At 65.6% G+C, this 20,977-nt stretch carries 19 protein-coding genes; 7 read left to right on the forward strand and 12 right to left on the reverse strand.

Features of this window, described 5'->3' with window-relative positions; all coding sequences use genetic code 11:
* Window positions 1-3: 3 nt before the first annotated feature.
* From BMY68_RS23465 to BMY68_RS23490, 6 genes are all read right to left on the reverse strand, one after another.
* On the reverse strand, window positions 4-2,361 hold the full coding sequence (locus BMY68_RS23465) for a fimbria/pilus outer membrane usher protein (protein ID WP_085534084.1): 2,358 nt from the start codon (window positions 2,359-2,361) through the stop codon (window positions 4-6).
* 127 nt (window positions 2,362-2,488) lie between these two features.
* Entirely contained in the window at window positions 2,489-3,280 is a 792-nt protein-coding gene (locus BMY68_RS23470; RefSeq protein WP_085534082.1) for a fimbrial biogenesis chaperone, read from the reverse strand.
* 27 nt (window positions 3,281-3,307) lie between these two features.
* A complete protein-coding gene (locus BMY68_RS23475) occupies window positions 3,308-3,808 on the reverse strand; it encodes a Csu type fimbrial protein (protein WP_009044634.1) in 501 nt (166 codons plus the stop codon).
* A 4-nt stretch (window positions 3,809-3,812) separates the two neighbouring features.
* Window positions 3,813-4,346, reverse strand: coding sequence for a Csu type fimbrial protein (locus tag BMY68_RS23480; RefSeq protein WP_009044635.1), 534 nt, complete (start codon window positions 4,344-4,346; stop codon window positions 3,813-3,815).
* Between the two features lie 20 nt (window positions 4,347-4,366).
* Window positions 4,367-4,906 (reverse strand): Csu type fimbrial protein, encoded by a 540-nt coding sequence (locus tag BMY68_RS23485; protein ID WP_085534080.1) that lies wholly within the window; start codon window positions 4,904-4,906, stop codon window positions 4,367-4,369.
* A gap of 100 nt (window positions 4,907-5,006) precedes the next feature.
* Window positions 5,007-5,531, reverse strand: coding sequence for a Csu type fimbrial protein (locus tag BMY68_RS23490; protein WP_009044637.1), 525 nt, complete (start codon window positions 5,529-5,531; stop codon window positions 5,007-5,009).
* Between the two features lie 285 nt (window positions 5,532-5,816).
* On the opposite strand from BMY68_RS23490, the gene zapE reads away from it, so the two are divergent.
* Together zapE and BMY68_RS23500 are read left to right on the forward strand one after the other, a co-directional pair.
* On the forward strand, window positions 5,817-6,962 hold the full coding sequence (zapE, locus tag BMY68_RS23495) for a cell division protein ZapE (protein ID WP_085534078.1): 1,146 nt from the start codon (window positions 5,817-5,819) through the stop codon (window positions 6,960-6,962).
* A 93-nt stretch (window positions 6,963-7,055) separates the two neighbouring features.
* Window positions 7,056-8,369, forward strand: a complete 1,314-nt coding sequence (locus BMY68_RS23500; protein WP_085534076.1) for a leucine-rich repeat-containing protein kinase family protein — start codon at window positions 7,056-7,058, stop codon at window positions 8,367-8,369.
* An 85-nt stretch (window positions 8,370-8,454) separates the two neighbouring features.
* On the opposite strand, the gene BMY68_RS23505 is transcribed toward BMY68_RS23500, so the two are convergent.
* Together BMY68_RS23505 and BMY68_RS23510 are read right to left on the reverse strand one after the other, a co-directional pair.
* Window positions 8,455-9,159, reverse strand: a complete 705-nt coding sequence (locus BMY68_RS23505; protein WP_007927175.1) for a YebC/PmpR family DNA-binding transcriptional regulator — start codon at window positions 9,157-9,159, stop codon at window positions 8,455-8,457.
* A 206-nt stretch (window positions 9,160-9,365) separates the two neighbouring features.
* Complete coding sequence (locus BMY68_RS23510) at window positions 9,366-10,229, reverse strand: LysR substrate-binding domain-containing protein (RefSeq protein ID WP_085534074.1); 864 nt, start codon at window positions 10,227-10,229, stop codon at window positions 9,366-9,368.
* A 128-nt stretch (window positions 10,230-10,357) separates the two neighbouring features.
* Between BMY68_RS23510 and BMY68_RS23515 the strand changes: the two genes are divergently transcribed.
* The 3 genes from BMY68_RS23515 to BMY68_RS23525 all read left to right on the forward strand — a co-directional run bounded on the left by BMY68_RS23515 (window position 10,358) and on the right by BMY68_RS23525 (window position 13,127).
* A complete protein-coding gene (locus BMY68_RS23515; RefSeq protein WP_085534072.1) occupies window positions 10,358-11,467 on the forward strand; it encodes a 2-aminoethylphosphonate--pyruvate transaminase in 1,110 nt (369 codons plus the stop codon).
* 111 nt (window positions 11,468-11,578) lie between these two features.
* Entirely contained in the window at window positions 11,579-12,406 is an 828-nt protein-coding gene (gene phnX, locus BMY68_RS23520) for a phosphonoacetaldehyde hydrolase (protein ID WP_085534070.1), read from the forward strand.
* Between the two features lie 172 nt (window positions 12,407-12,578).
* Complete coding sequence (locus BMY68_RS23525; protein WP_085534068.1) at window positions 12,579-13,127, forward strand: cytochrome b; 549 nt, start codon at window positions 12,579-12,581, stop codon at window positions 13,125-13,127.
* Here BMY68_RS23525 and BMY68_RS23530 read toward each other — a convergent pair.
* Together BMY68_RS23530 and BMY68_RS23535 are read right to left on the reverse strand one after the other, a co-directional pair.
* On the reverse strand, window positions 13,124-14,059 hold the full coding sequence (locus tag BMY68_RS23530) for a 1-aminocyclopropane-1-carboxylate deaminase/D-cysteine desulfhydrase (protein ID WP_085534066.1): 936 nt from the start codon (window positions 14,057-14,059) through the stop codon (window positions 13,124-13,126). The two genes, BMY68_RS23525 and BMY68_RS23530, sit on opposite strands and share 4 nt — an antisense overlap.
* Window positions 14,060-14,266: 207 nt before the next feature.
* Window positions 14,267-16,306, reverse strand: a complete 2,040-nt coding sequence (locus tag BMY68_RS23535; RefSeq protein WP_085534064.1) for an NADPH-dependent 2,4-dienoyl-CoA reductase — start codon at window positions 16,304-16,306, stop codon at window positions 14,267-14,269.
* Between the two features lie 211 nt (window positions 16,307-16,517).
* Here BMY68_RS23535 and BMY68_RS23540 point away from each other — a divergent pair, with 211 nt between their 5' ends.
* The gene (locus BMY68_RS23540; RefSeq protein ID WP_085534062.1) at window positions 16,518-17,648 is read left to right on the forward strand and encodes a carbon-nitrogen hydrolase family protein; all 1,131 of its coding nucleotides are present in this window, start codon (window positions 16,518-16,520) and stop codon (window positions 17,646-17,648) included.
* A 4-nt stretch (window positions 17,649-17,652) separates the two neighbouring features.
* Window positions 17,653-18,690: an AraC family transcriptional regulator gene (locus BMY68_RS23545; protein ID WP_085534060.1), complete on the forward strand. Its 1,038-nt coding sequence runs from the start codon at window positions 17,653-17,655 to the stop codon at window positions 18,688-18,690.
* Between the two features lie 342 nt (window positions 18,691-19,032).
* On the opposite strand, the gene BMY68_RS23550 is transcribed toward BMY68_RS23545, so the two are convergent.
* Together BMY68_RS23550 and BMY68_RS23555 are read right to left on the reverse strand one after the other, a co-directional pair.
* Window positions 19,033-19,890: a DUF2242 domain-containing protein gene (locus tag BMY68_RS23550; protein ID WP_085534058.1), complete on the reverse strand. Its 858-nt coding sequence runs from the start codon at window positions 19,888-19,890 to the stop codon at window positions 19,033-19,035.
* 92 nt (window positions 19,891-19,982) lie between these two features.
* A complete protein-coding gene (locus BMY68_RS23555; protein WP_053261889.1) occupies window positions 19,983-20,882 on the reverse strand; it encodes a LysR family transcriptional regulator in 900 nt (299 codons plus the stop codon).
* Window positions 20,883-20,977: the final 95 nt, after the last annotated feature.

Genomic DNA, 20,977 nt, shown 5'->3' on the forward strand with positions numbered 1-20,977 from the left:
TCCTCACTGACACACCAAAGGCCCGATCAACGGCACCTGTTCCTGCTCCGGCTCCAGGGTAAAGCTCACCTGGCAACTGCTGCCGTCGGCCAGGCTGACCCGCAGGCTGTTATTCGGCGCCAGGTTTTCCAGGTACACCAGGCCATCCCAGCCCACCACTGCCTGGGCGCCGCTCTGCTCGTGAGTCACCAGACTGCCCAGGGGCAGCTCCTGGTGCCGCGCGTCCACCAGGACCACGCTGGCGGCGACGATGCGGGTCAAGGGGAACGCCACCAGATAGCCACTGCCGCGACGCACCGCGACCCGCTGTTCGACCAGCGGGCTCTGCACGTTGGCCGGCAGGTTCAACGGGTCGATCTCGTATTTGCCGCGGTAATAGGCGCTGCTCCAGGGCACCAGCAGATGGCCGTTCTTATCGGTGCGTCCCACCAGCTGGTTTTCATAGCGCACCGGAATATCCCGGTAGCCGTCGGTGCTGACCACCACGAAGGCGTCGTCGATGCGGTTGGCGGCGAACACCTGGCGGTCCATCCACACCAGCGAACCGCTGGCATCGGCCCAGCGGGTTTCGGCCTCGCTGGAACCATAGACCCCGGCCTGCAATTGCACCGACTGCAAACGCCAGGTCAGGTCGGCCTGGCGGTAGGCCGGCGCATCGCCCTGGGCATAACCGAGATTGAAGCCGACACCCCCTTCGCTGGGCACCGCCCGGCTGTAGTTGACCCGCTGCCGGTCCTGCCCGTCCTTGCTGCGCTCGCTGCTCAGGCTCAGGCTGCCGTGGAGGTCGAACGGAATCACCAGTTGGGCCTGGACCGCCCAGTTGCTGTCGCCGATCTCGCGGTTGGCCGACAGGTAGAAACTGCTGCTGCGCCACAGCGGCTTGCTCCAGGTCAGGTTGAGCAGGCGGGTGCGCGAGTCGTCCGCGGCGCGCACATCGAAATAGCCGGCGCCGAGGCTGCCGTAGCGCTCGAGGTTGAGGCTCAGGGTCAGCTGTTCGCTGCGCTGGCTGAGGCTGGCGTAGGGGCTGTCCACCACCGTCAGGTCGGCGTAGCCGTCGCGGCGCTGCATGCGCTGGTAGGACAGGCTGTAGCGCTGGCTGCTGTACTGATAACCGAGGCTGACCTGCTGCCCGCCCTGGCCGTCGAAACGGCTCTGGCTGATGGCGCTGTTGAGCACGCCGAAGTTGCCCAGGCGCAGGTTGCCACCGAAACCGCCGAGGGTCAGGGACTGCGCCGCCTCGGCGTGGCCTTCCAGGGTCAGGTTGTCGCTCAGGCCGTAGCGCAGGCTGCCGGAAGTGACGCCGGGGCCGTAGCTGAAATCCCGCAGCGTGTAGTCACGGCGCAGGGTCCCGGCGGCCACCGAGAAATCGCTCAGGCCCTTTTGCAGCAGGCTGCTGGTGACATAGAACGGCACGGTGGTGGACACCTGTCGCCCCAGGGCATCGGTGGTCACCACCACGGCTTCGCCGGCACCGTTGATGAACGGGATATTGGTCAGGGTGTAGGGCCCCGGCTGCAGGTCGGCGCTGCTGGACTTGTAGCCGTTGATAAACAGGTCCACCGAGGACGGCACCGCCGCCTCCCCCGCGAACTGTGGCAAGGGGTAGGTCACCAGGTCCGGGCGCACGGCAAAATCGCGCGACAGTTGCACACCGCCCAAGCGCACCGAGTTGCTCCAGGGCAAGGCGCCGCTGACCAGGTCGCCGGCCTCGTAGGTCAGCAAACGCTCGTCGTCGGAGTAACGCCAGGTGGTGTCATAGCGCCGGTAGCCGTTGTTCAGCGTGCCCTCGCCCAGGCCGGAAAAGGTCCGCCGGTACTGGCCGGTGTTGGACAGGGTGCCCCAGCCGTCGAACAGCCGCACCTCGTTCCAGGCCGCCAGGTAGGTGCCGGCATCGTCGGTGTCGTTGAGGTACAGATCGTAATTGAGCAAGGCGCCGAAACTGCTCAGCGCCGGGGTTCGTGGATAGGCCTGGCGGCTGCCGATCAATTGCTCCGGCAGCCAGTCCGGCGGCACCTCCAGCAACAGCCGCTGGCCCTGGCTGTCGTAGTCGCTGTGCAGCCCTTGCAGGCTGTCGAGGGCGACCTGGGCGTCGAGCCCGTCGGGCAATTTCATCCCGCTTTCCCGCAGGGCCTGGGCCGGCACGAACAGGCGTCCGGCACGTTGCTCGACGGCGATCACTCGCCCGGTATTCATCTGATTGACCACCAGTTCCAGAAACAACTGGGCATCGCTGATCGCTTCCATGCCGCTGGGCGGCGGCGGCAGTTCGCCACCCGGGCTGCCGGAGGCGAACACCCAGCAACACAGCCCGCTCACCGCCCACCCCGGGCGCCAGAAACGACGAGCCGCGCCGAGGTTCATTGAAGCGTTACGCCCATCGATGGACACCTTTCTTCCATGGCTTGCAGTGACTGCCGCTACCGGTCAGCCTGAATCGCCGATCGCCGGACAGCCCCGCACCCTTGTCTGCCCGCAGCGGTAGATGGCCTCAGCGGGCCGGCGCAACGTTCTGCACCTGCGGCGCGCCATTGACCCGCACCTGCAACGCCGCGTCCGCGGTTGGCGCGGCGGGCACCGGCCAACGCATGATCGCCCCCGGCAGCACGTAGCCCAGCAGCCCTTCCACCAGCGGCCGGGTCTGCCCCGCCTGCTTGAGCGCCACGTCGGTCAGGCGCGCATGCACCGCGCCCTGGTTGCGGACCTCCACGTAGTTGCGGCCATCCACCGCCACCTTGCGCCAGCTCAGCTCGGGCACGCCGGCGCTTTTCGGATCACGTTGGCGAGTGCTGTCTTCCTTGCTCCAGAGCCCGGCACCGTAGGCGAACAGCGGCACCGAATAACGCATCTGGAAACGGATGGCCGCCGCCGTCTTGCCCTCGCCTTCGGCAATCGGCGGCTGCGCCAAGGGGATTTCATCGATGATGATCCGGTAGGCCAGCTCCTGGCCGGGCGGGACTTCGCGGGTCCGGGTCAGGCGTACCAGTTGCCTCTGCCCGGGCGCGATCTTCGCCACCGGCGGGCTGCCGATCACCTCCCGCTGGTTCTGGTACTGGTCCTCGAAGCCGCTCTGGCTCCAGGCAAAGACCCGGATCTGCAGGTTCGCGGTTTCCGTGCCGCGGTTTTCCAGCCACAGCGCGCTGGCCTGCTGGTCGGCCTCCAGCACCGGGTCGATCGGCCAGATCAGCACCGAGCTGGCGGCCCTTGCCTGAACCGCCCCCAGCAACGCCATGGCCAGCACGGCACAACCAACGACCTGCAACCGCCGGGAAGTCGAATACATACCGCTACTCCTTATGGTCTTGCTCCATCACCACGACAGCTGCACCTGCAGCACATCGCTGTACGTCCCCCCAGGCTGATTACCCGGTAATTGCACCTGGCCGTAGATCGGCAGGCTGATGTTGTTCGCGTCGCTATAGGCCACCGCCACGCTCTGGCCGATGCCCAGGCTCTGGCTGAACGCGGCGTCGCGAAACAGCTGATAAGCCACCCGCGCACTGCCGCCATCGAGCTGCATGTGCCGTCCGCTGCTGTTGTACTGGCCGCCGTCGACACTCATGTTCAGGGTCACCCCCGGCGTGCATTGCAGTTGCACGCTGTTCGCCAGGGCGACCTGCAGCGTGCTGGTGGACAACGCCGACTGGCTGCCGAAGTTCAGGTTGCCGTAATTGCTCACGCCACCCACCACCAGGCACCCGGCAACCACCGTGGCGCTGACCTGGAAGCTCTGGCTGGTCACCGCCGCCAGGGGCAGCGGCAGGCTGCTGGCACCGAGCAGTACCAGCGCTGCGCACGCGTGACGGGTCATGGCGTCAGAAGGTCAGTTCGACGGCGACGGTATCGGTGTAGGTGCCCGCCGGCAGGCCAGCCTTGCCGAGCGCCTTGCCGTAGATGTTGACGGTCTGCGCCACGCCGGTGCTGGTGGCCAGGTTGATGGCATCGTCGATGGCCAGGAGCTGCGTGTGCCCGGAGTCGGTGTACAAGTCGTAAGGCACGAAGTTGCCGCTGCCATCGGCCAGGGCCCGGGTGCCGCCGGCGGACTGGCCGTCATGGGTGCCCGCGCGGACCGTCACCACCGGGCTGGTGCCACTGGAGCAGAGGATCGACAAGGCCCCGCCGCCGCCACCGAGTACCTGGGCCGTAGCCTGGGTGAACAGGCTGTCGCTGGTGCCGAAGTTCAGGGCGCCGAAGTTCAGGCCGCTGCTGCCGCCCGCGCCATTGACCTGGCAACTGCTGGTGAGAATCAGGCTGGACGTGATCTGGCCGGTGACCGTCGCGGCCTGGGCCACGGAAAACATGACCAGTCCAAGCAGCGACAAGGCGATCCGGGATACAAGCATGTGCATGACATTCGTCCTCTTTGGGTTTACCAATCCAGCGTCACCGTCAGGGTGTCGGTGTAGACCCCTGCCGGCAGCGCCCGGCTATTCGCGACCACCGAGCCAAACACCGGGATCGGTACCTGGGCCCCACTGGTAACGGCGAAATTGCGTTGCTGACCGATGCTGTAGCTGTCGCTGCCGGAGGCATCGAGGAACAGCCGATAGGCAATGGTCTGGCGACCATTGCTCAGGCGCCGGGTGTTGCCGTCGCCATTGCGGCCGCCGTCGATGGTCACGGTGAAGCCGGTCACCGAAGGGTTGCAGGCCACCTCCAGGCGCCCACTGCCGCTACCGCTGACATTGGCTCTCAGGGGCGCACTCCAGGTCGGGCCATGCTGGCCGAAATCCAGCAGGCCTAAGTCGTCAACCGGATTCTCGGGCGTGCGGGTCGCGCCATTGGTCACTTCACAGCCGGCGATAATGGTCAGCCGCGCGTGTATCTGCCCGCTGATCGCCGCTTGCGCATGGTCGGCCAGCAGTAGCAGGGAACCCAGGGCCGACAGCGCCCAGCGTCTACTTGTCATACCGCATCCATCCCAGATCCATCAGGACTCTCCCTTGACCGCTCATGGCGAGCGACCTCCCTGTACTGCCCGGATCCACCGGACGGCTCCTTCACGGCCACTACCAGGTGACCGTCACTTTCAGCAGATCGGAATAACGGCTGACCCGCGGGATCTCGGCCAGCGGTTCGATCCGCCCGTACAACGGCAGGTCCACCGAACCCGAATCCGGCACCCGGCCGCTCACCGGCACATCCACTGGCAGCGGAATGCGCCGGGCCGCGTCCTGGTACAGGCGATAGGGAATGGGCTTGCTGTGTTCGGCACTGCCGGCCAGGTAGCGCACTTCGCCGACGCCCCCGTGTTGCCCGCCATCGACGCGCACTTGATAAGGGGTGTCCGGGTTGCACTCGAGCCTGGGCAGGCGAGTGTCGAGCAACGCCGCGCTGAGGGGGCCGGCGGGATTGTCGAGACGCGGGCTGCTGCCGAAATCCAGCACGCCCAGTTGCTCGACGCCGGCGTCGCGCTGCTGCCCCACCAGCTGGCAGCCACGCTGCACGTCGACCCGGACCTCCACCTGGAGTTCCACGGCCGATGCTGTCGCGGCGAGCAGCATGCTCATGACTGCAAAAAACCGGCTTGCCATTCAACGCCTCAATCCTTTTGAGGAACGGTAGGTACAGCTCAGGTTAGTCAGCGCCGGGGAAATCGCCAGCGCCGGGGGCAAGCCGCCCGCCAATAAAACAGCCCCCTGGGCGCCCGATGCACCAGGGGCGAACACAGTGACACGGGCAAAAAACTGTACCGACCAGAACTTTTCGTAGAACCAATCAGCGCCTTCAGACAGCGCTGGATGCCGGGCCGGGGATTGGTTAAATTACCGCGCCGGTTCCAGGGGGGGAGCTGGCCTGGAACCATCGGGGTGACACCATTGGCCGCTTTACCGCCAAACCGCTCGCTACGCCCATCGCGCTGGCCCAGGCTGCGCGCGTTCTTCGGCAAGGCCTTCGCCCGGCCCGCCGCCAGCACCAGCCACGGCCGAGTGATTCACGAGTATTTCCGGCACAAGGCCCACGACCAGGGCTACACCCTCAGCCACAGCCAGCAGCGGGTGATCGACTACATGGCCCAGCAGGCCAACGCCCTGCTCCAGCCAGACGCCAAGCCAAACGCCAGCCGCAGCCTGTACCTTTATGGCGCGGTGGGACGGGGCAAGAGCTGGCTGCTGGACGGTTTCTTCCACGCCATCCCACTGGCGGAAAAACAGCGCCTGCACTTCCACGATTTCTTCGCCCAACTGCACCAGGGCATGTTCCGTCACCGCGAACAGCCCGATGCCCTGGAGGCCACCCTCGACGAACTGCTCAGCCACTGCCGCGTATTGTGCTTCGACGAGTTCCACGTCCACGACATCGGCGACGCGATGCTGATCACGCGGCTGTTCAAGGCCCTGTTCCAGCGCGGCATCCTGCTGCTGGTGACCTCCAACTACGCGCCCCAGGGCTTGCTGCCCAACCCGCTCTACCACGCACGCTTCAAGCCGGTGATCGACCTGATCGGCAGCCGCATGCAGGTGATGGAGGTCGGCGGCCCCCACGACTACCGCAGCCAGCCCCGCAGCCATTCGCAGCAGGTATTCACCCAGGGCCGTTACCTGTGGCCCGGCAGCGAGCAGCAACGCCGGAGCCTGGGCCTGCCGCGGCGCAACGGCCCGACCTCGGCGCTGATGGTCGGCGCGCGCCAACTCCAGGTACGGCTGTGCGAACGGCACAGCGTGGGTTTTGCCTTCAGTGACCTGTGCGAACAGCCGACTGCGGTCATGGACTACCTGGAACTGAGCCGGCGTTTCGACCACTGGATCATCGACGAGCTGCCCGAGCTGGGCGAATGCCCGATTGCCGTGCAGCAACGCTTTATCAACCTGATCGACGTGCTGTACGACCAGGACAAACACCTGACCCTGATCGGCGAACGCTCCCTGCGCGAAAGCCTGGGCGGTAACGCCATCGACCTGGCGCGCACCCGCAGCCGCCTGGGCCAGCTGCAGGAAATCAGCGCGGATACGCCGCCGGGCTGAACCGGCGGTCGCCACCCACCACTCCACGCCGCTATCATGGCGGCCATTTCCAGGGCCACGCGCCCTCCTCCTGCCTGAGTGTCGAACCTGTTCATGGATACCCTTGCCCAACTGCGAGCCGGCCAATTGACCGGGCTCAAGCGTCTGGACCTGTCTTGCGGGCTGAGCGAATTCCCCCGGGAAATCTTCGACCTGGCGGACTCGCTGGAAGTCCTCAACCTCAGCGGCAATGCCCTGAGCAGCCTGCCGGACGACTTGCACCGCCTGACCCGCCTGCGGGTGCTGTTCTGCTCCGATAACCTCTTCACCGAGATGCCTGCCTGTGTCGGCCAGTGCGCGCAACTGAGCATGGTCGGCTTCAAGGCCAACCGCATCGAACGGGTGCCCGCCGCCTCCCTGCCGCCGCTGTTGCGCTGGCTGATCCTCACCGACAACCGCATCGAGGAACTGCCGGACGAACTGGGCCAGCGCCCGCACCTGCAAAAGCTGATGCTCTCCGGCAACCGCCTGACCCGGTTGCCCCAGAGCCTCGGCCAATGCCAGCAGTTGGAGCTGATCCGCATCGCTGCCAACCAGCTCAGCGCACTGCCGGCCTTCCTGCTTGGCCTGCCGCGTCTGACCTGGCTGGCCTATGCCGGTAACCCGCTGGAATCCGAGGCCGACGCCGCGGCGCTGGAATCGGTGGCACGCATTCCCTGGGCCGAGCTGGAAGTGCAGCAGCGCCTGGGCGAAGGCGCCTCCGGGGTGATTCACCAGGCCCGCTGGCAGCCCCCCGGGCAAGCGCCAAGCGAAGTGGCGGTCAAGCTGTACAAGGGCAGCATGACCAGCGACGGCTCGCCGCTGCATGAAATGAACGCCTGCATCAGCGCCGGCCGGCACCCGAACCTGATCCGGGTCGAAGGCCGGATCAGCGATCATCCCGAAGGGCAGAACGGCCTGGTGATGCAGTTGATCGAGCCGAGCTACCGCAACCTGGCGGCCTTGCCGAGCCTGGCCTCCTGCACCCGGGACATCTACGACGAGCGCACCCGCTTCAGCGCCGACGCGGCCTTGCGCATGGCCCGCGGCATCGCTTCGGTTGGCGCGCACCTGCACCGCCAGGGCATCACCCACGGCGACCTGTACGGCCATAACATTCTGTGGAACCCACAGGGCGAGTGCCTGCTGGGGGATTTTGGCGCGGCGTCCTTCCATGCGCTGGCCGACACCGAGGAAACCCGGGCCCTGCAACGCATCGAAGTACGGGCCTTCGGCATTCTGCTGGAGGAGTTGCTGGCAAGGGTCGAGTCGGGCCTGAGCCCGCGGCAGCATGAACGCCTGGCGGCGCTGGTCAACGACTGCTGTCAGCCGCAGGTGCTGGCGCGGCCGGGATTTGCCGAAGTCGGGGACGTGTTGCGGGGGATTTGAAGAGCATCGCCAGCCAACTCGCTCCTGCTGGAGCTTGCCGGCTGGCGCAAGAATCGCTCAGGTAGCGCGATTCACCGGGCTGGGCTCAACCCGCCAGGCCGACGAACATGTCCTGCACGTCGTCATGGTTGTCCAGGCCTTCGAGGAAGGCTTCAACTTCCGCCATCTGCTCGTCGGACAGGCCGCTGACCGGGTTCTTCGGCTGGTAGCCGAGCTTGGCCGAGAGCACGGTGAAGCCTTGCTCGGGCAGGGCTTTCTGCACCGCGTCGAGGTCGGCAGGCTCGGTCAGGAACAGGGTCGCGCCCTCGTCCCCAGGCTCGAAATCCTGGGCCCCGGCTTCGATGGCCGCCAGTTCCGGATCGGCGTCCGGGCTGTCCGGCGCGGCTTCGATCATGCCGACATGGTTGAAGTCCCAGGACACCGAACCGGAAGCGCCCAGCTGGCCCTTGCGGAAGGCCACGCGGATTTCCGCCACGGTGCGGTTGATGTTGTCCGTCACGCATTCGACGATCAGCGGCACCTGATGCGGCGCGAAACCTTCGTAGGTCACGCGGTGGTACTGCACGGTCTCGCCGAGCTGGCCCGAACCTTTCTTGATTGCACGCTCCAGGGTCTCGCGGGGCATCGAGGCCTTTTTCGCCTGCTCCACCACCAGACGCAGGTGTGCGTTGGTGGCGACGTCAGCGCCGTTGCGGGCGGCAATGGTGATCTCTTTGACCAGCTTGCCGAAGATCTTGCCCTTGGCGTTGGCTGCTGCTTCTTTGTGTTTAACCTTCCACTGTGCGCCCATTACTCACTCTCTTTGATCTGTGGCGTCGAGTTGGATGTGGCCGACGCGATGGGCAAGTTTATACGGCCTGAAGGCACCAATCGACCAAAAAGTCAGATCCGCGACCTGTAGCCGCGGTCGCAGGCTGCGACAAACTTCCCGGGGCCTCAAGAGCGCGTCCCGTTCCGGGCCGATCGCAGCCTGCGGCAGCGGCTACAGGTTCAGTGTCAGCCTGTGGGGGCCAGTCCCAGGAAGGCCTGGATCAAGCGCAACTCCCGACGTCGCTCCATGCAGCCGAGCATGTGCCGGTTCAGCAGCCCCGCACCGATGATCGGCACCGCCCGCACCCGTGGGTCGGGGCTGAGCTCCAGCGACGACACCACGCCCACCCCCAGCTGCGCCGCCACCGCCTCGGTCACCGCCTCGCGGCTGTCCAGTTCCAGCAGCACCTTGGGGCTGACCCCGGCCTGGGCGCAGGCCTGATCGAAGGTGCGGCGGGTAATCGAGCTGGGCTCGCGCAGGACCATGATCACCTGGTCCAGTCGCTCCAGCCGCACGCCCTCGGGTTCGGCCAGCCATGGATGGCCCTGCGGCACCAGCGCGCAGATCCGCGACTCGCCGAGACTCTGTAGATGCAGGCCCTTACGTGGCTCGGCCTCGGTCAGCACCGCCACATCGGCGTGCTCCGAAAGCAGCGCAGAGAGGGTTTCCTGGGCATTGCCCAGGCGCAGGTTGACGGTAATCCCCGGATAGCGCTCGCGCAGGCTGGCGAGCATCGGCATCACCAGGTGCGGGCCGTCCGCCGCCACTTCCAGGCGCCCGGTGAGCAATTGCCGGTTGGCTTCGAGCATGGCCTGGGCCTCTTCGGCCAGGCCGAACATGGCGCGGGTGATCGCCGCCAGCCGGGTGCCCTCTTCCGTCAGTTCGACCCGGCGCGCGGTGCGGCGCAGCAGGGTGATCTGGTAGTGCTCCTCCAGCGCCTTGATATGCCCGGTGACCGCCGGCTGGCTGATGAACAGCCGCGCCGCGGCCCGGGTGAAGCTGCCTTCACAGGCCACGGCATCGAATGCGCGCAGTTGGAACAGGTTCATATCTATCGGCCTCACTTATGGCTGGCATAACAACAAACAATTTGATTGATAAAGAGCCAAACTGCAATTTAGGCCCCGTAGTTTTTATCCCAAGCGCATCCCACAGCGCTTCTGCGAGGACACCCGAATTGAGTACTGCCGCGCCCATCCTGCTCACCCCCGGCCCCCTGACCACCTCGGCCCGTACCCGCCAGGCGATGCTGGTGGACTGGGGTTCCTGGGATGACCGTTTCAACCAGCTGACCGCCAGCCTCTGCCAACAGTTGCTGGCCATCGTCAACGGCGCCGCCAGCCACCACTGCGTACCGCTGCAAGGCAGCGGCACCTTCGCCGTGGAAGCCGCCATCGGCACTCTGGTGCCACGGGGCGGCAAGGTGCTGGTGCTGATCAACGGTGCCTACGGCAAGCGCCTGGCGAAGATCTGCGAAGTGCTGGGCCGCGACTTCAGCACCTTCGAAACCGCCGAGGACCAGCCGACCAGCGCCGCCGACGTCGATCGCCTGCTGCGAGCCGACGTCGCCATCACCCATGTGGCACTGATCCACTGCGAAACCAGCACCGGCATCCTCAACCCGCTGCCGGAGATCGCCCAGGTCGTGGCCGGTCACGGCAAGCGCCTGATCATCGACGCCATGAGTTCCTTCGGCGCCCTGCCGATCGATGCCCGGCATGTGCCGTTCGACGCGCTGATCGCCGCGTCCGGCAAATGCCTGGAAGGCGTCCCCGGCATGGGCTTCGTCTTCGCCCGCAAGGAAGCCCTGGCCGCGGCCGCCGGCAACTCGCACTCGCTGGCCATGGACCTGCACGACCAGCACGGCTACATGGTCAAGACCGGGCAATGGCGCTTCACGCCGCCGACCCATGTGGTCGCGGCGCTGCACGAAGCGCTGCTGCAATACCACGAAGAAGGCGGCCTGCCGGCGCGCCACCAGCGTTATGCCGCCAACTGCCAGGCGCTGCTCGACGGCATGGCGCGACTGGGCCTGCGCAGCTTCCTGCCGGCGGCGATCCAGGCGCCGATCATCGTCACCTTCCACGCGCCGAAAGGTCCGCGCTACCAGTTCAAGGAGTTCTACGAACGGGTCAAGGCCAAGGGTTTCATCCTCTATCCCGGCAAGCTGACCCAGGTCGAAACCTTTCGCGTCGGCTGCATCGGCCACGTCGACCCGGCCGGGATGCGCGCCGCGGTCCAGGCCATCGCCGACGTGCTGCGGGAAATGCAAGTGCTGGATATCTGATTGCTACAACCACCACACGGCCTGTAGGAGCGAGCTTGCTCGCGATACAGACGGCGCGGCCCCCCAACTTTTTTTCGCGAGCAAGCTCGCTCCTATACGGGTTTTCCAGACATGCACTACAACACCCCCAACCAGCTGCAAGCCGCCATCCTCGACTGGGCCGGCACCGTGGTCGATTTTGGCTCCTTCGCGCCGACCCAGATCTTCGTCGAAGCCTTCGCCGAGTTCGATGTGCAGGTCTCCATCGAAGAAGCCCGCGGCCCGATGGGCATGGGCAAGTGGGACCATATCCGCACCCTGTGCGACCTGCCGCAGGTTGCCGAGCGTTATCGCCAGGTGTTCGGCCGCACCCCGACCGATGAGGATGTCACCGCCATCTACCAGCGCTTCATGCCGCTGCAGATCGAAAAGATCGCCGAACATTCGGCGCTGATTCCCGGCGCCCTGGAGACCATCGCCATCCTGCGCCGGCAAGGCATAAAGATCGGCTCCTGCTCCGGCTACCCGAAGCAGGTCATGGACAAGGTGGTGGAACTGGCCGCGACCCATGGCTACGTCGCCGACCATGTGGTGGCCACCGATGAAGTGCCGAACGGCCGCCCATGGCCGGCCCAGGCCCTGGCCAACGTGATCGCCCTGGGGATCGACGATGTCGCCGCCTGCGTGAAGATCGACGACACCGTGCCGGGCATTCTCGAAGGACGGCGCGCTGGCATGTGGACCGTGGCCCTGATCTGCTCCGGCAACGCCCTGGGGCTGACCTACGAAGGTTATCGTGCCCTGGGCAGCAACACCCTGGCCGGCGAGCGCCAGCGCATCCACGCGTTGTTCGAAGGTTCGCGCCCGCACTACATGATCGACACCATCAGCGACCTGCCGCAGGTGATCGCCGACATCAACCAGCGCCTGGCCAACGGCGAGATGCCGCAAAGCAGCTGATCGGCCACTTGCCTCCCCCCAACGGCAGCCCCGATCCGCGGCTGCCATTTTTTTTCCGCTACCCGCTCAAACCGCGCATTTGCCCCGGGCAGAGCCTCGGAAACAGGATTACAGTTACCGCATTCCGTCGTTAAGAACGGAGACAACTGACCTGATGAACGAGGAAGGATCTATGCCCTGGAAGAACTCCGACAGCCGTTACAGTACGGTGTCGATTGCATTGCATTGGCTGATGCTGGTGTTGTTGATCGCGGTGTACGCCTGCATCGAACTGCGCGGTATTTTCCCCAAGGGCAGCGGTGGCCGGACGCTGATCAAGGAAGCGCATTTCATGCTCGGCCTGACCGTGTTCGTGCTGGTCTGGCTGCGCCTGCTGGCCCGCAGCCTGGGGGTGGCGCCGAAGATCCTACCAACCCCGCCGAGCTGGCAGACGGTCCTGGCCAGGCTGATGCACTGGGCCCTGTACCTGTTCATGATCGCCATGCCGATCCTCGGCTGGCTGATCACCAGCGCCGAAGGCCATCAGGTGATGTTCTACGGCATCGACCTGCCGCTGCTGGTGGCTGAAGACAAACAGTTCGCCAAGCAGGTCGAAGGCTGGCACGTACTGCTGGGCACCGTCGGCTACTGGCTGATCGGCCTGCATGCGGTGGCCGGGCTTTATCACCACTACTTTATGCGCGACAACACCCTGCAACGCATGCTGCCCAAGCGCGGCTAAGGCTGCACCGGCGCGGCGAAACCCCGGCGGCCCTGCAGGCCGCCGGTATGGACGAAGACCAGCCGGCTGCCGGCGGCAAACCGCCCGGCCTCGACCTGTTGCTTGAGGGCCAGCAAGGCCTTGCCGGTGTACAGCGGCTCCAGGGGGATGCCGCTGTGCCGTTCGTTCTCCTCGATAAACGCCAGCAGCAGCGGGTCGACCTTGGCGAAACCGCCACGACTGCTGTCGAGCAGTTCATAGCGCGCAGCCTGCAGCCCCGCCTCCCGCACAATCGCCGCCACCTGTTGCGCGACGCCATGATCGTCCGGCACCGCCAGGGCGCCATACACCGGGTGGGCGCCAGCCTCCCCCAGCACCAGCCCGGCCAGGGTGGTGCCGGTGCCGGCGGCCAGCCACCAGCCGTGATAGTCGTCCCAACCCAGGGCATCCAGCTGGCTGCGCAGCTGCTTCACCAGCGGCATGCAGCCGGTTGCCCCAAGCAAGCCACCGCCGCCCTCCGCCACCGGGAACAGCCCGGGGTACTGCGCCTGCCAGGGTTGCCAGAAATCAGGCTCATGCCGCGCCCGGTAGCCGGCGTAACCGAGCCAGTGCAGCTGCATGCCGAAGCCTTGCAGGTCGAGCACGGTGGGCGTGTCCTGCGGATGGCCGCGCAGCAACCCCACGGTGGCGAAACCAAAACGCTTGCCGGCGGCCGCCAGCGCGTGCAGGTGATTGGAGTGCGCGCCGCCCAGGCTGATGATGCCCTCAGCGCCGGCTTGGCTCGCCGCCGCCAGATGCGGGGCGAGCTTGAACCACTTGTTACCGGAGATCAGCGGGTCGATCTGGTCCAGGCGCAAGACCGCCACCTCGACCCCGGTCTCGGTCAGCCAGTCGAGGTCCAGGGGTTGCAAGGGTGCGCTGGGCAGCCAGTCGAAGGAAGCAGGAAACGCCATGGATGGAGAGATTTGGAAGGAGTGAGGCGGGAGTCTATCAGCAAAACCGCGGAGTCCCTGATAGCGGGTCCTGCGACCCCGATCGCAGGCTTCGCCAGCGGCTACACCCCTACTTCGTAGCCGCTGCCGCAGGCTGCGATCGGCCGCGCAGCGGACGCAACAAGGCCACCGCGATCCGGAATCGCAGTGGCCTTGATTACCGCTGGATCAGAGTTCGGCGGCCAGGCGCGAGCCCTGGTTGATCGCGCGCTTGGCGTCCAGCTCGGCGGCCACATCGGCGCCACCGATCAGGTGCACGTTCTGCCCGGCGGCCACCAGGCCTTCGTGCAGTTCGCGCAGCGGGTCCTGGCCGGCGCAGATCACAATGTTGTCCACCGGCAAGACCTGCGGTTCGCCACTCTCGCCGATGCGGATGTGCAAGCCGGCGTCGTCGATCTTCAGGTATTCGACGCTGTTGAGCATCTGCACCTGCTTGTTCTTCAGGCCGGTGCGGTGGATCCAGCCGGTGGTCTTGCCCAGGCCGTCGCCGACCTTGGAGGTCTTGCGCTGCAACAGGAACACCTGGCGCGCCGGGGCATGACGCTCGGGCTTGATGCCGGCGACGCCGCCACGGGCCTCCAGGTGCGTGTCGATGCCCCACTCCTTCCAGAACGCTTCACGGTCCTGGCTGGTGGCCACGCCTTGATGCACGAGGAATTCGGAGACGTCGAAACCGATGCCGCCGGCCCCGATCACCGCCACTTTCTGGCCCACCGGCTTGCGCTGCAAGAGCACGTCCAGGTAGCTCAGGACCTTGGCGTTGTCGACACCCGGGATCGCCGGCGTACGCGGGGCGATACCGGTGGCCAGGATGATTTCGTCATAGCCGCCGGCCACCAGTTGCTCGACATCGACCCGGCGGTTCAGGCACAGCTCGACGTGGGTGGTCTGCAGTTTGCGCTTGAAGTAGCGCAGGGTTTCGAAGAACTCTTCCTTGCCCGGCACGCGTTTGGCGACATTGAACTGGCCGCCGATTTCGCTGGCCGAATCGAACAGCGTCACCTGGTGGCCACGCTCGGCCGCCACGGTCGCGGCGGACAGCCCGGCAGGGCCGGCGCCGACCACGGCGATCTTCTTGATCTGCTGCACCGGCAAATAGTTGAGCTCGGTCTCGTGGCAGGCCCGCGGGTTGACCAGGCAGCTGGTGAGCTTGCCACCGAAGGTGTGGTCCAGGCAGGCCTGGTTGCAGCCGATGCAGGTATTGATTTCGTCGCCACGCCCCGCGGCCGCCTTGTTGACGAACTCCGGGTCGGCGAGGAACGGCCGCGCCATGGAAACCATATCGGCGTCGCCTTCGGCGAGGATCTGCTCGGCCACTTCAGGAGTGTTGATGCGGTTGGTGGTGATCAGCGGGATCGATACCGAACCGCGCAGCTTGGCCGTGACCTTGCTGAAGGCGGCACGCGGCACCTTGGTGGCGATGGTCGGGATCCGCGCTTCGTGCCAGCCGATCCCGGTGTTGATGAGGGTCGCGCCGGCCTGCTCGATGGCCTGGGCCAGTTGCACGATTTCTTCCCAGGTACTGCCGCCTTCCACCAGGTCGAGCATCGACAGGCGGAAGATGATGATGAAGTTCGGGCCTACTGCTTCGCGCACGCGGCGGACGATTTCCACCGGTAGGCGCATGCGGTTTTCGTAGCTGCCGCCCCAGCGGTCGGTCCGGTGGTTGGTGTGCGCGGCGAGGAACTGGTTAATGAAGTAGCCCTCGGAGCCCATGATCTCGACGCCGTCGTACTCGGCCTGCTGCGCCAGGGTCGAGCAGGTGACGAAGTCGCGGATCTGTTTCTCGATGCCCTCTTCGTCCAGCTCCTTGGGCTTGAACGGGTTGATCGGCGCCTGGATCGCGCTCGGCGCCACCTGCTTCGGGCTGTAGGCATAACGCCCGGCGTGGAGGATCTGCATGCAGATCTTGCCGCCTGCCTCGTGGACCGCGCGGGTGACGATGCGGTGCTTGAGCGCTTCTTCTTCGGTGGTCAGCTTGGCCGCGCCGGAGTACACGCCGCCTTCGTCATTGGGGCCGATGCCGCCGGTGACCATCAGGCCGACGCCGCCGCGAGCACGCTCGGCGAAGTAGGCGGCCATGCGCTCGAAACCACCGGGCTTTTCTTCCAGGCCGGTGTGCATCGAGCCCATCAGGGTACGGTTGCGCAGGGTGGTAAAACCCAGGTCCAGCGGGGCCAGCAAATGCGGGTAGTGAGCGGCGGCCATCGGTAACTCCACATCGAACGATCACGGAAAAAATGCGGAAGCTCTGCGGCCTCCGTCGGTCATGTTCGACAGACTAAGAGCAGCCCCCAAGGTGCTCAATGACCGTAACTGACAACTTATTGATCCAAATGCGCAGCCCGCCCTTGGCAATCGCGGACATGGGCCCTACCCTAGTCAGCGAATCCCGCACACGGCTGCCGACTGTCTTCCCATGCGCAAACTTCTGTACTTCACCTTCACCCTGGCCCTGATTGCCGCCATCACCAGCTACGCCCTGTGGACCCGCGAGCGGCCGATCGGTCATTACCTGTCCGACCTGCGGATCCAGCTCGCGGTGGACCAGGGCACCCCCGCCGACCACGGCAACCTGCTGGGCATCCAGCCCGAGCTGTTCCCCACCGACTACCAGAGTCCCGAGCGCCTGCACCGCAAGCTCGCGGCCTACCTGCAGCAGGCCCGGGACCAGGGGCTGCTGAATGAAAAGACCGTGGTGGTGCTGCCGGAGCACATCGGCACCTGGCTGATGGTCAGCGGCGAGAAAAACGAGCTGTACCAGGCCGCCAGCCTGAAAGAGGCGATGAACTGGCTGGCGGTGAGCAACCCGCTGCCCTTCCTGCGCGCCCTGATCACCGCCAAGGGTGACAATCGCCTGGACGACGCGCACCTGCGGATGAAGGCCAGGAGCATGGCCGATCAATACCAGCGGCTGTTCGGCGGCCTGGCCAAGGAATTTGGCATCACCCTGGTGGCCGGCTCCATTGTCCTGCCCGAGCCGGTGATCGAAGGCAGCAACCTGCGCATCGGCAGCGGCGCGCTGTACAACACCACCCTGGTCTTCGGCAGCGACGGCCTGCCGATCGGCCAGCCGCAACGCCAGCTGTACCCGACCTTCGACGAACGCGGTTTTATCCAGGCCAGCGCCGACCAGGCTGTCCAGGTGGTCGACACCCCGGCCGGCCGCCTGGGCGTGCTGATCGGCAGCGACAGCTGGTACCCGGACAACTACCGCAAGCTCAACGCCCAGGGCGCGCAACTGGTGGCGGTCCCGGCCTTCGTCATGGGCCGCGGCGCCTGGGACCGGCCGTGGCGCGGCTACAAGAACCTCTCGACCCCGAGCGAGGTCAGCCTCAAGCCGGAAGAAGTCAGCGAAGGCGAGGCCTGGCGTCGCCTGACCCTGACCAGTCGCGTGCCCAGCAGCCTGGCCAGCGCCGGCGTCAGCGTGTTTCTGCGCGGCCAGTTCTGGGATCAGGGCAGCGCCGGACAAAGCTTCATCAACAGCAACGGCGAGCACTTCGCCGATGGCGATGCCCGTGGCGCGCGTTTGCTGAATATCTGGCTGTAAATCCATGAAGCCCCAGCCGATGCGCCTCGGAGACCTGTCGGTGGGCTTCGTCCATAGCCTGGCCGACGCGGTGCGCAGCCATGGCCTCGACCCGCAGCCGCTGCTGGAACAATACGGACTGGATGCCGCGCGCCTGGCCGAGGCCGGGGCGCGGCTGTCGATTCCCCGTTACATGCGCCTGGGCCACGCGGCGATTCAACTGACCGGCGATCCGGCGCTGGGGCTACGCATGGGCCAGCTCAGCCGCCTGAGCCAGGCCGGGCTGGCGGGCGTCACCGCCGCCCAGGCGCCGACCGTGCGTGAAGCTGCGCGCTGCCTGACCCGCTTCGAAGCCCTGTACGGTTCGAACTATCGCGGCCAGTCGAGCTTCCACGAAGACGCCGACGGTGCCTGGCTGCGTTTCTATTCCATCAGCCCCTATAACGCCTATAACCGCTTTGTGGTGGATTCGATCCTGGCCGGCTGGCTCCAGCAACTGGGCAGCCTCGGCTTACCGGTCAAGGCCGAACGCATCGAGATCGAGTTTGCCCAGACCGATTACCGCGACCGCTACACCAGCCTGGGGGATTGTCCGATCCAGTTCGGCGCCGAGCACAATCAGCTGCGCCTGAGCCAGGCCACCCTGGCCCAGCGCAATGTCGAACACTGCCCCAGCACCTGGCGCCATCTGCTGCAACTCTGTGAACGGGAACTGGAGCAACTGACCCGCACCCGCAGCCTGCGTGAACGCATCACTCAGTTGCTGGGGCCTTTGCTCAATGGTGGCCGGGAACCCGACCTGGAAGAAGTGGCGGCACGCCTGAAGCTGCCAACCTGGACCTTGCGCCGCAAACTGGCCGAGGAAGGCACGCAGTTTCGCGCCATTCTCAACGACACCCGCCGCGACCTGGCCATGACCTACATTCGCGATACCGAACTGGCCTTCGGGGAAATTGCCTATCTGTTGGGGTTTGCCTCAGCCGAGGCCTTTCAACGCGCCTTCAAGCGCTGGAGCGGCCAGACACCGGGTGAGTTTCGTCGCAGCCACCGGCAGTCCGCCTAAAAAAACGCCACCGGCGTTACAGCTCGGTGGCGTCTTCTGCGGGTTCCAGCGGGTCCAGTTCGAAAGCCTGGAATTCCAGCAGTTCTTCTTGGTAATCGTCCATGGCGGACTCCTTGTGTGTGGGGTGTAGGTAATCTGCTCGCTGAGTAGTCTTCTTACTGACTTAGCCGTCAGCATAAAGTGCCGGTATGACAGAAAAAATACCGTGCGCAATCTGCGTCCCTCAAATGGAACGTAGCAGCTGGCAACGGATTTACCCGCGAGCGGGCAAAGAAATGTTCAGAGAGGCTCGGCAACCGCGGGATCGACACCTGGGTCGATCTCGCAGCTATCCGCAGATGCTTACTGTGGCAGCGCCGGAATCGGCTCTGTCGGGGCCGGCAAGGTGCTGGCGGGAGGCGGGGTAACGATCTCGGTGGGCGGCGTCGGCTCGGCAGGTGCGCCCGGCGCAATGGGCGCCGCTTCCGCCGGTGGTGCCAGCGGTTGCGAGAGGTTCGATTCGGCTGGCGCAACGGACGGAGTGGCCGGGGCCGGCTCGGCGGCCGGTGCAACAGGCGCCGGTTGTGGCGTCACTGGCGCCGGGGCAGGCGCCGCGGCAGGCTCGGCGGGCTTGGGTTCGGGCACGCCCAGATCGGTCTTGGGTTTCTCGATGATGTGCGCGGCCTTTTTCGCTTCCTGCGGCAGGAACAGCTCCACCAGGGCGAAATAACGCTCGTAGAACTTCGCCGAGGAAACCGTCTCGCTGGCGACCTTGACCATCGAGTCGTCGGTCGAGCCGATCGGCATCGATACCGAGCCCAGCACACCCACCCCCAGGCTTGCCGAGTTGTTGACCTTCTTCAGGGCATAACGGTCTTGCAGGGCGTTGGCGAACACCGTGGAACGGTGGCCGCTGTTGCCATCCTGGGCGCACACCACGCTGAAGCTGATCTCCATGTGGGTTTCGCCGGTCTGCTGGAAGCTCTTGTGACCACTGACCAGCTTCGGATCGCTGCTGGTGATGATGTAGCCCTGGCTGAGCAAGGCGCGACGGGCGGCCTCGCAGGACGCCGTCTCATTCACCGGGTAATTGCGCGAAAAAGTGCCGGAGTCATCGAAGTTTTCATGCTCGTAAATGGCGGTCTTCTGCGACGAACAACCGGCGATGGCCGCCAGCAGCAGCGTCAACCCGGCAGCACGCAGGTGAAATGATCTATGCATCGAAAATCCTGAGGAAAACGGTCCGGGGCGTATTGTGCAACAGTTCGAGGCCACAGGGCGCGCGGATTAGTGTCTTAAAAATTAATACACGGTTACTGACCACGGTTTGCCGGAAAAAGTCGCGCACACAGATGATCGATGAACACCCGCAGCTTGGCGGCGGTGTGCCGGCTCGCAGGCCAGAGCAGCCAGAAGGTGCCGCTGTGTTCCAGATGCTCATCGAGCACCTGCTGCAACTCGCCCCGTGCAACCGCCTCACGCACCATGAAATCGGGCAGGCAGGCGATCCCCAGCCCACTGCGCACGGCGTGGTCCACCGCTTCGATAGAGGTACTGACAAAACGCGTCGGCAACAGCGGCTCCGGGGCATCGACCGCTCGTCGCAGCGGCCAATGCTCGAATTTGCCGGTGTTATGGAAGGTATGCCGCAAGCACCCGTGGTTAGCCAGGTCCGCGGGGGCCTGCGGAACGCCCCGCTCGCGAAAGTACCCAGGCGTGCCCACCAGCACCAGGCGGAACTGGCCCAGCGACCGGGCCACCAGCCGCGAGTCGCCGGGGCTGCCGGTCCGTATCACGGCATCGAAGCCCTCCTCCACGACATCCACTATGCGGTCCGTCAGCTCGATATCCAGTTCGATCTGCGGATAACGCTGCATGAACTCCACCAATACCGGCATCACCAGGCCGTGAACCTGCGGCAGGCTGACTCGCAACTTGCCCCGCGGGGCATTGGAAGACTTGCACAGATCGAATTCGGCCGCCTCGGCCTCGGCGACAATTCTGCGGCAGCGCTCGAGAAAACTCGCGCCTTCGGCGGTCAGGGTGATGCTGCGGGTACTGCGATGGAACAGCCGGGTCTCCAGGCGCTCCTCGAGCCGCGCGATGCTCTTGCCGACAGCCGACGAGGATACCCCCAACAACCGCCCCGCCTCGGTGAAACTGCGGGTTTTCGCCACATGCAGGAAGACCGAGATATTGCTCAACCAGTCCATCGCCGACCTCACCATTACGGACACAGATGTCCGATAAGTTCGGAACCTTAGCCTATTTTTCTCTTTACCACAGCGCCCTACCCTCAGCCTCCCTA

The sequence above is a fragment of the Pseudomonas sp. NFACC41-3 genome (assembly GCF_900109505.1).
GTDB classification, from domain to species: domain Bacteria; phylum Pseudomonadota; class Gammaproteobacteria; order Pseudomonadales; family Pseudomonadaceae; genus Aquipseudomonas; species Aquipseudomonas chlororaphis.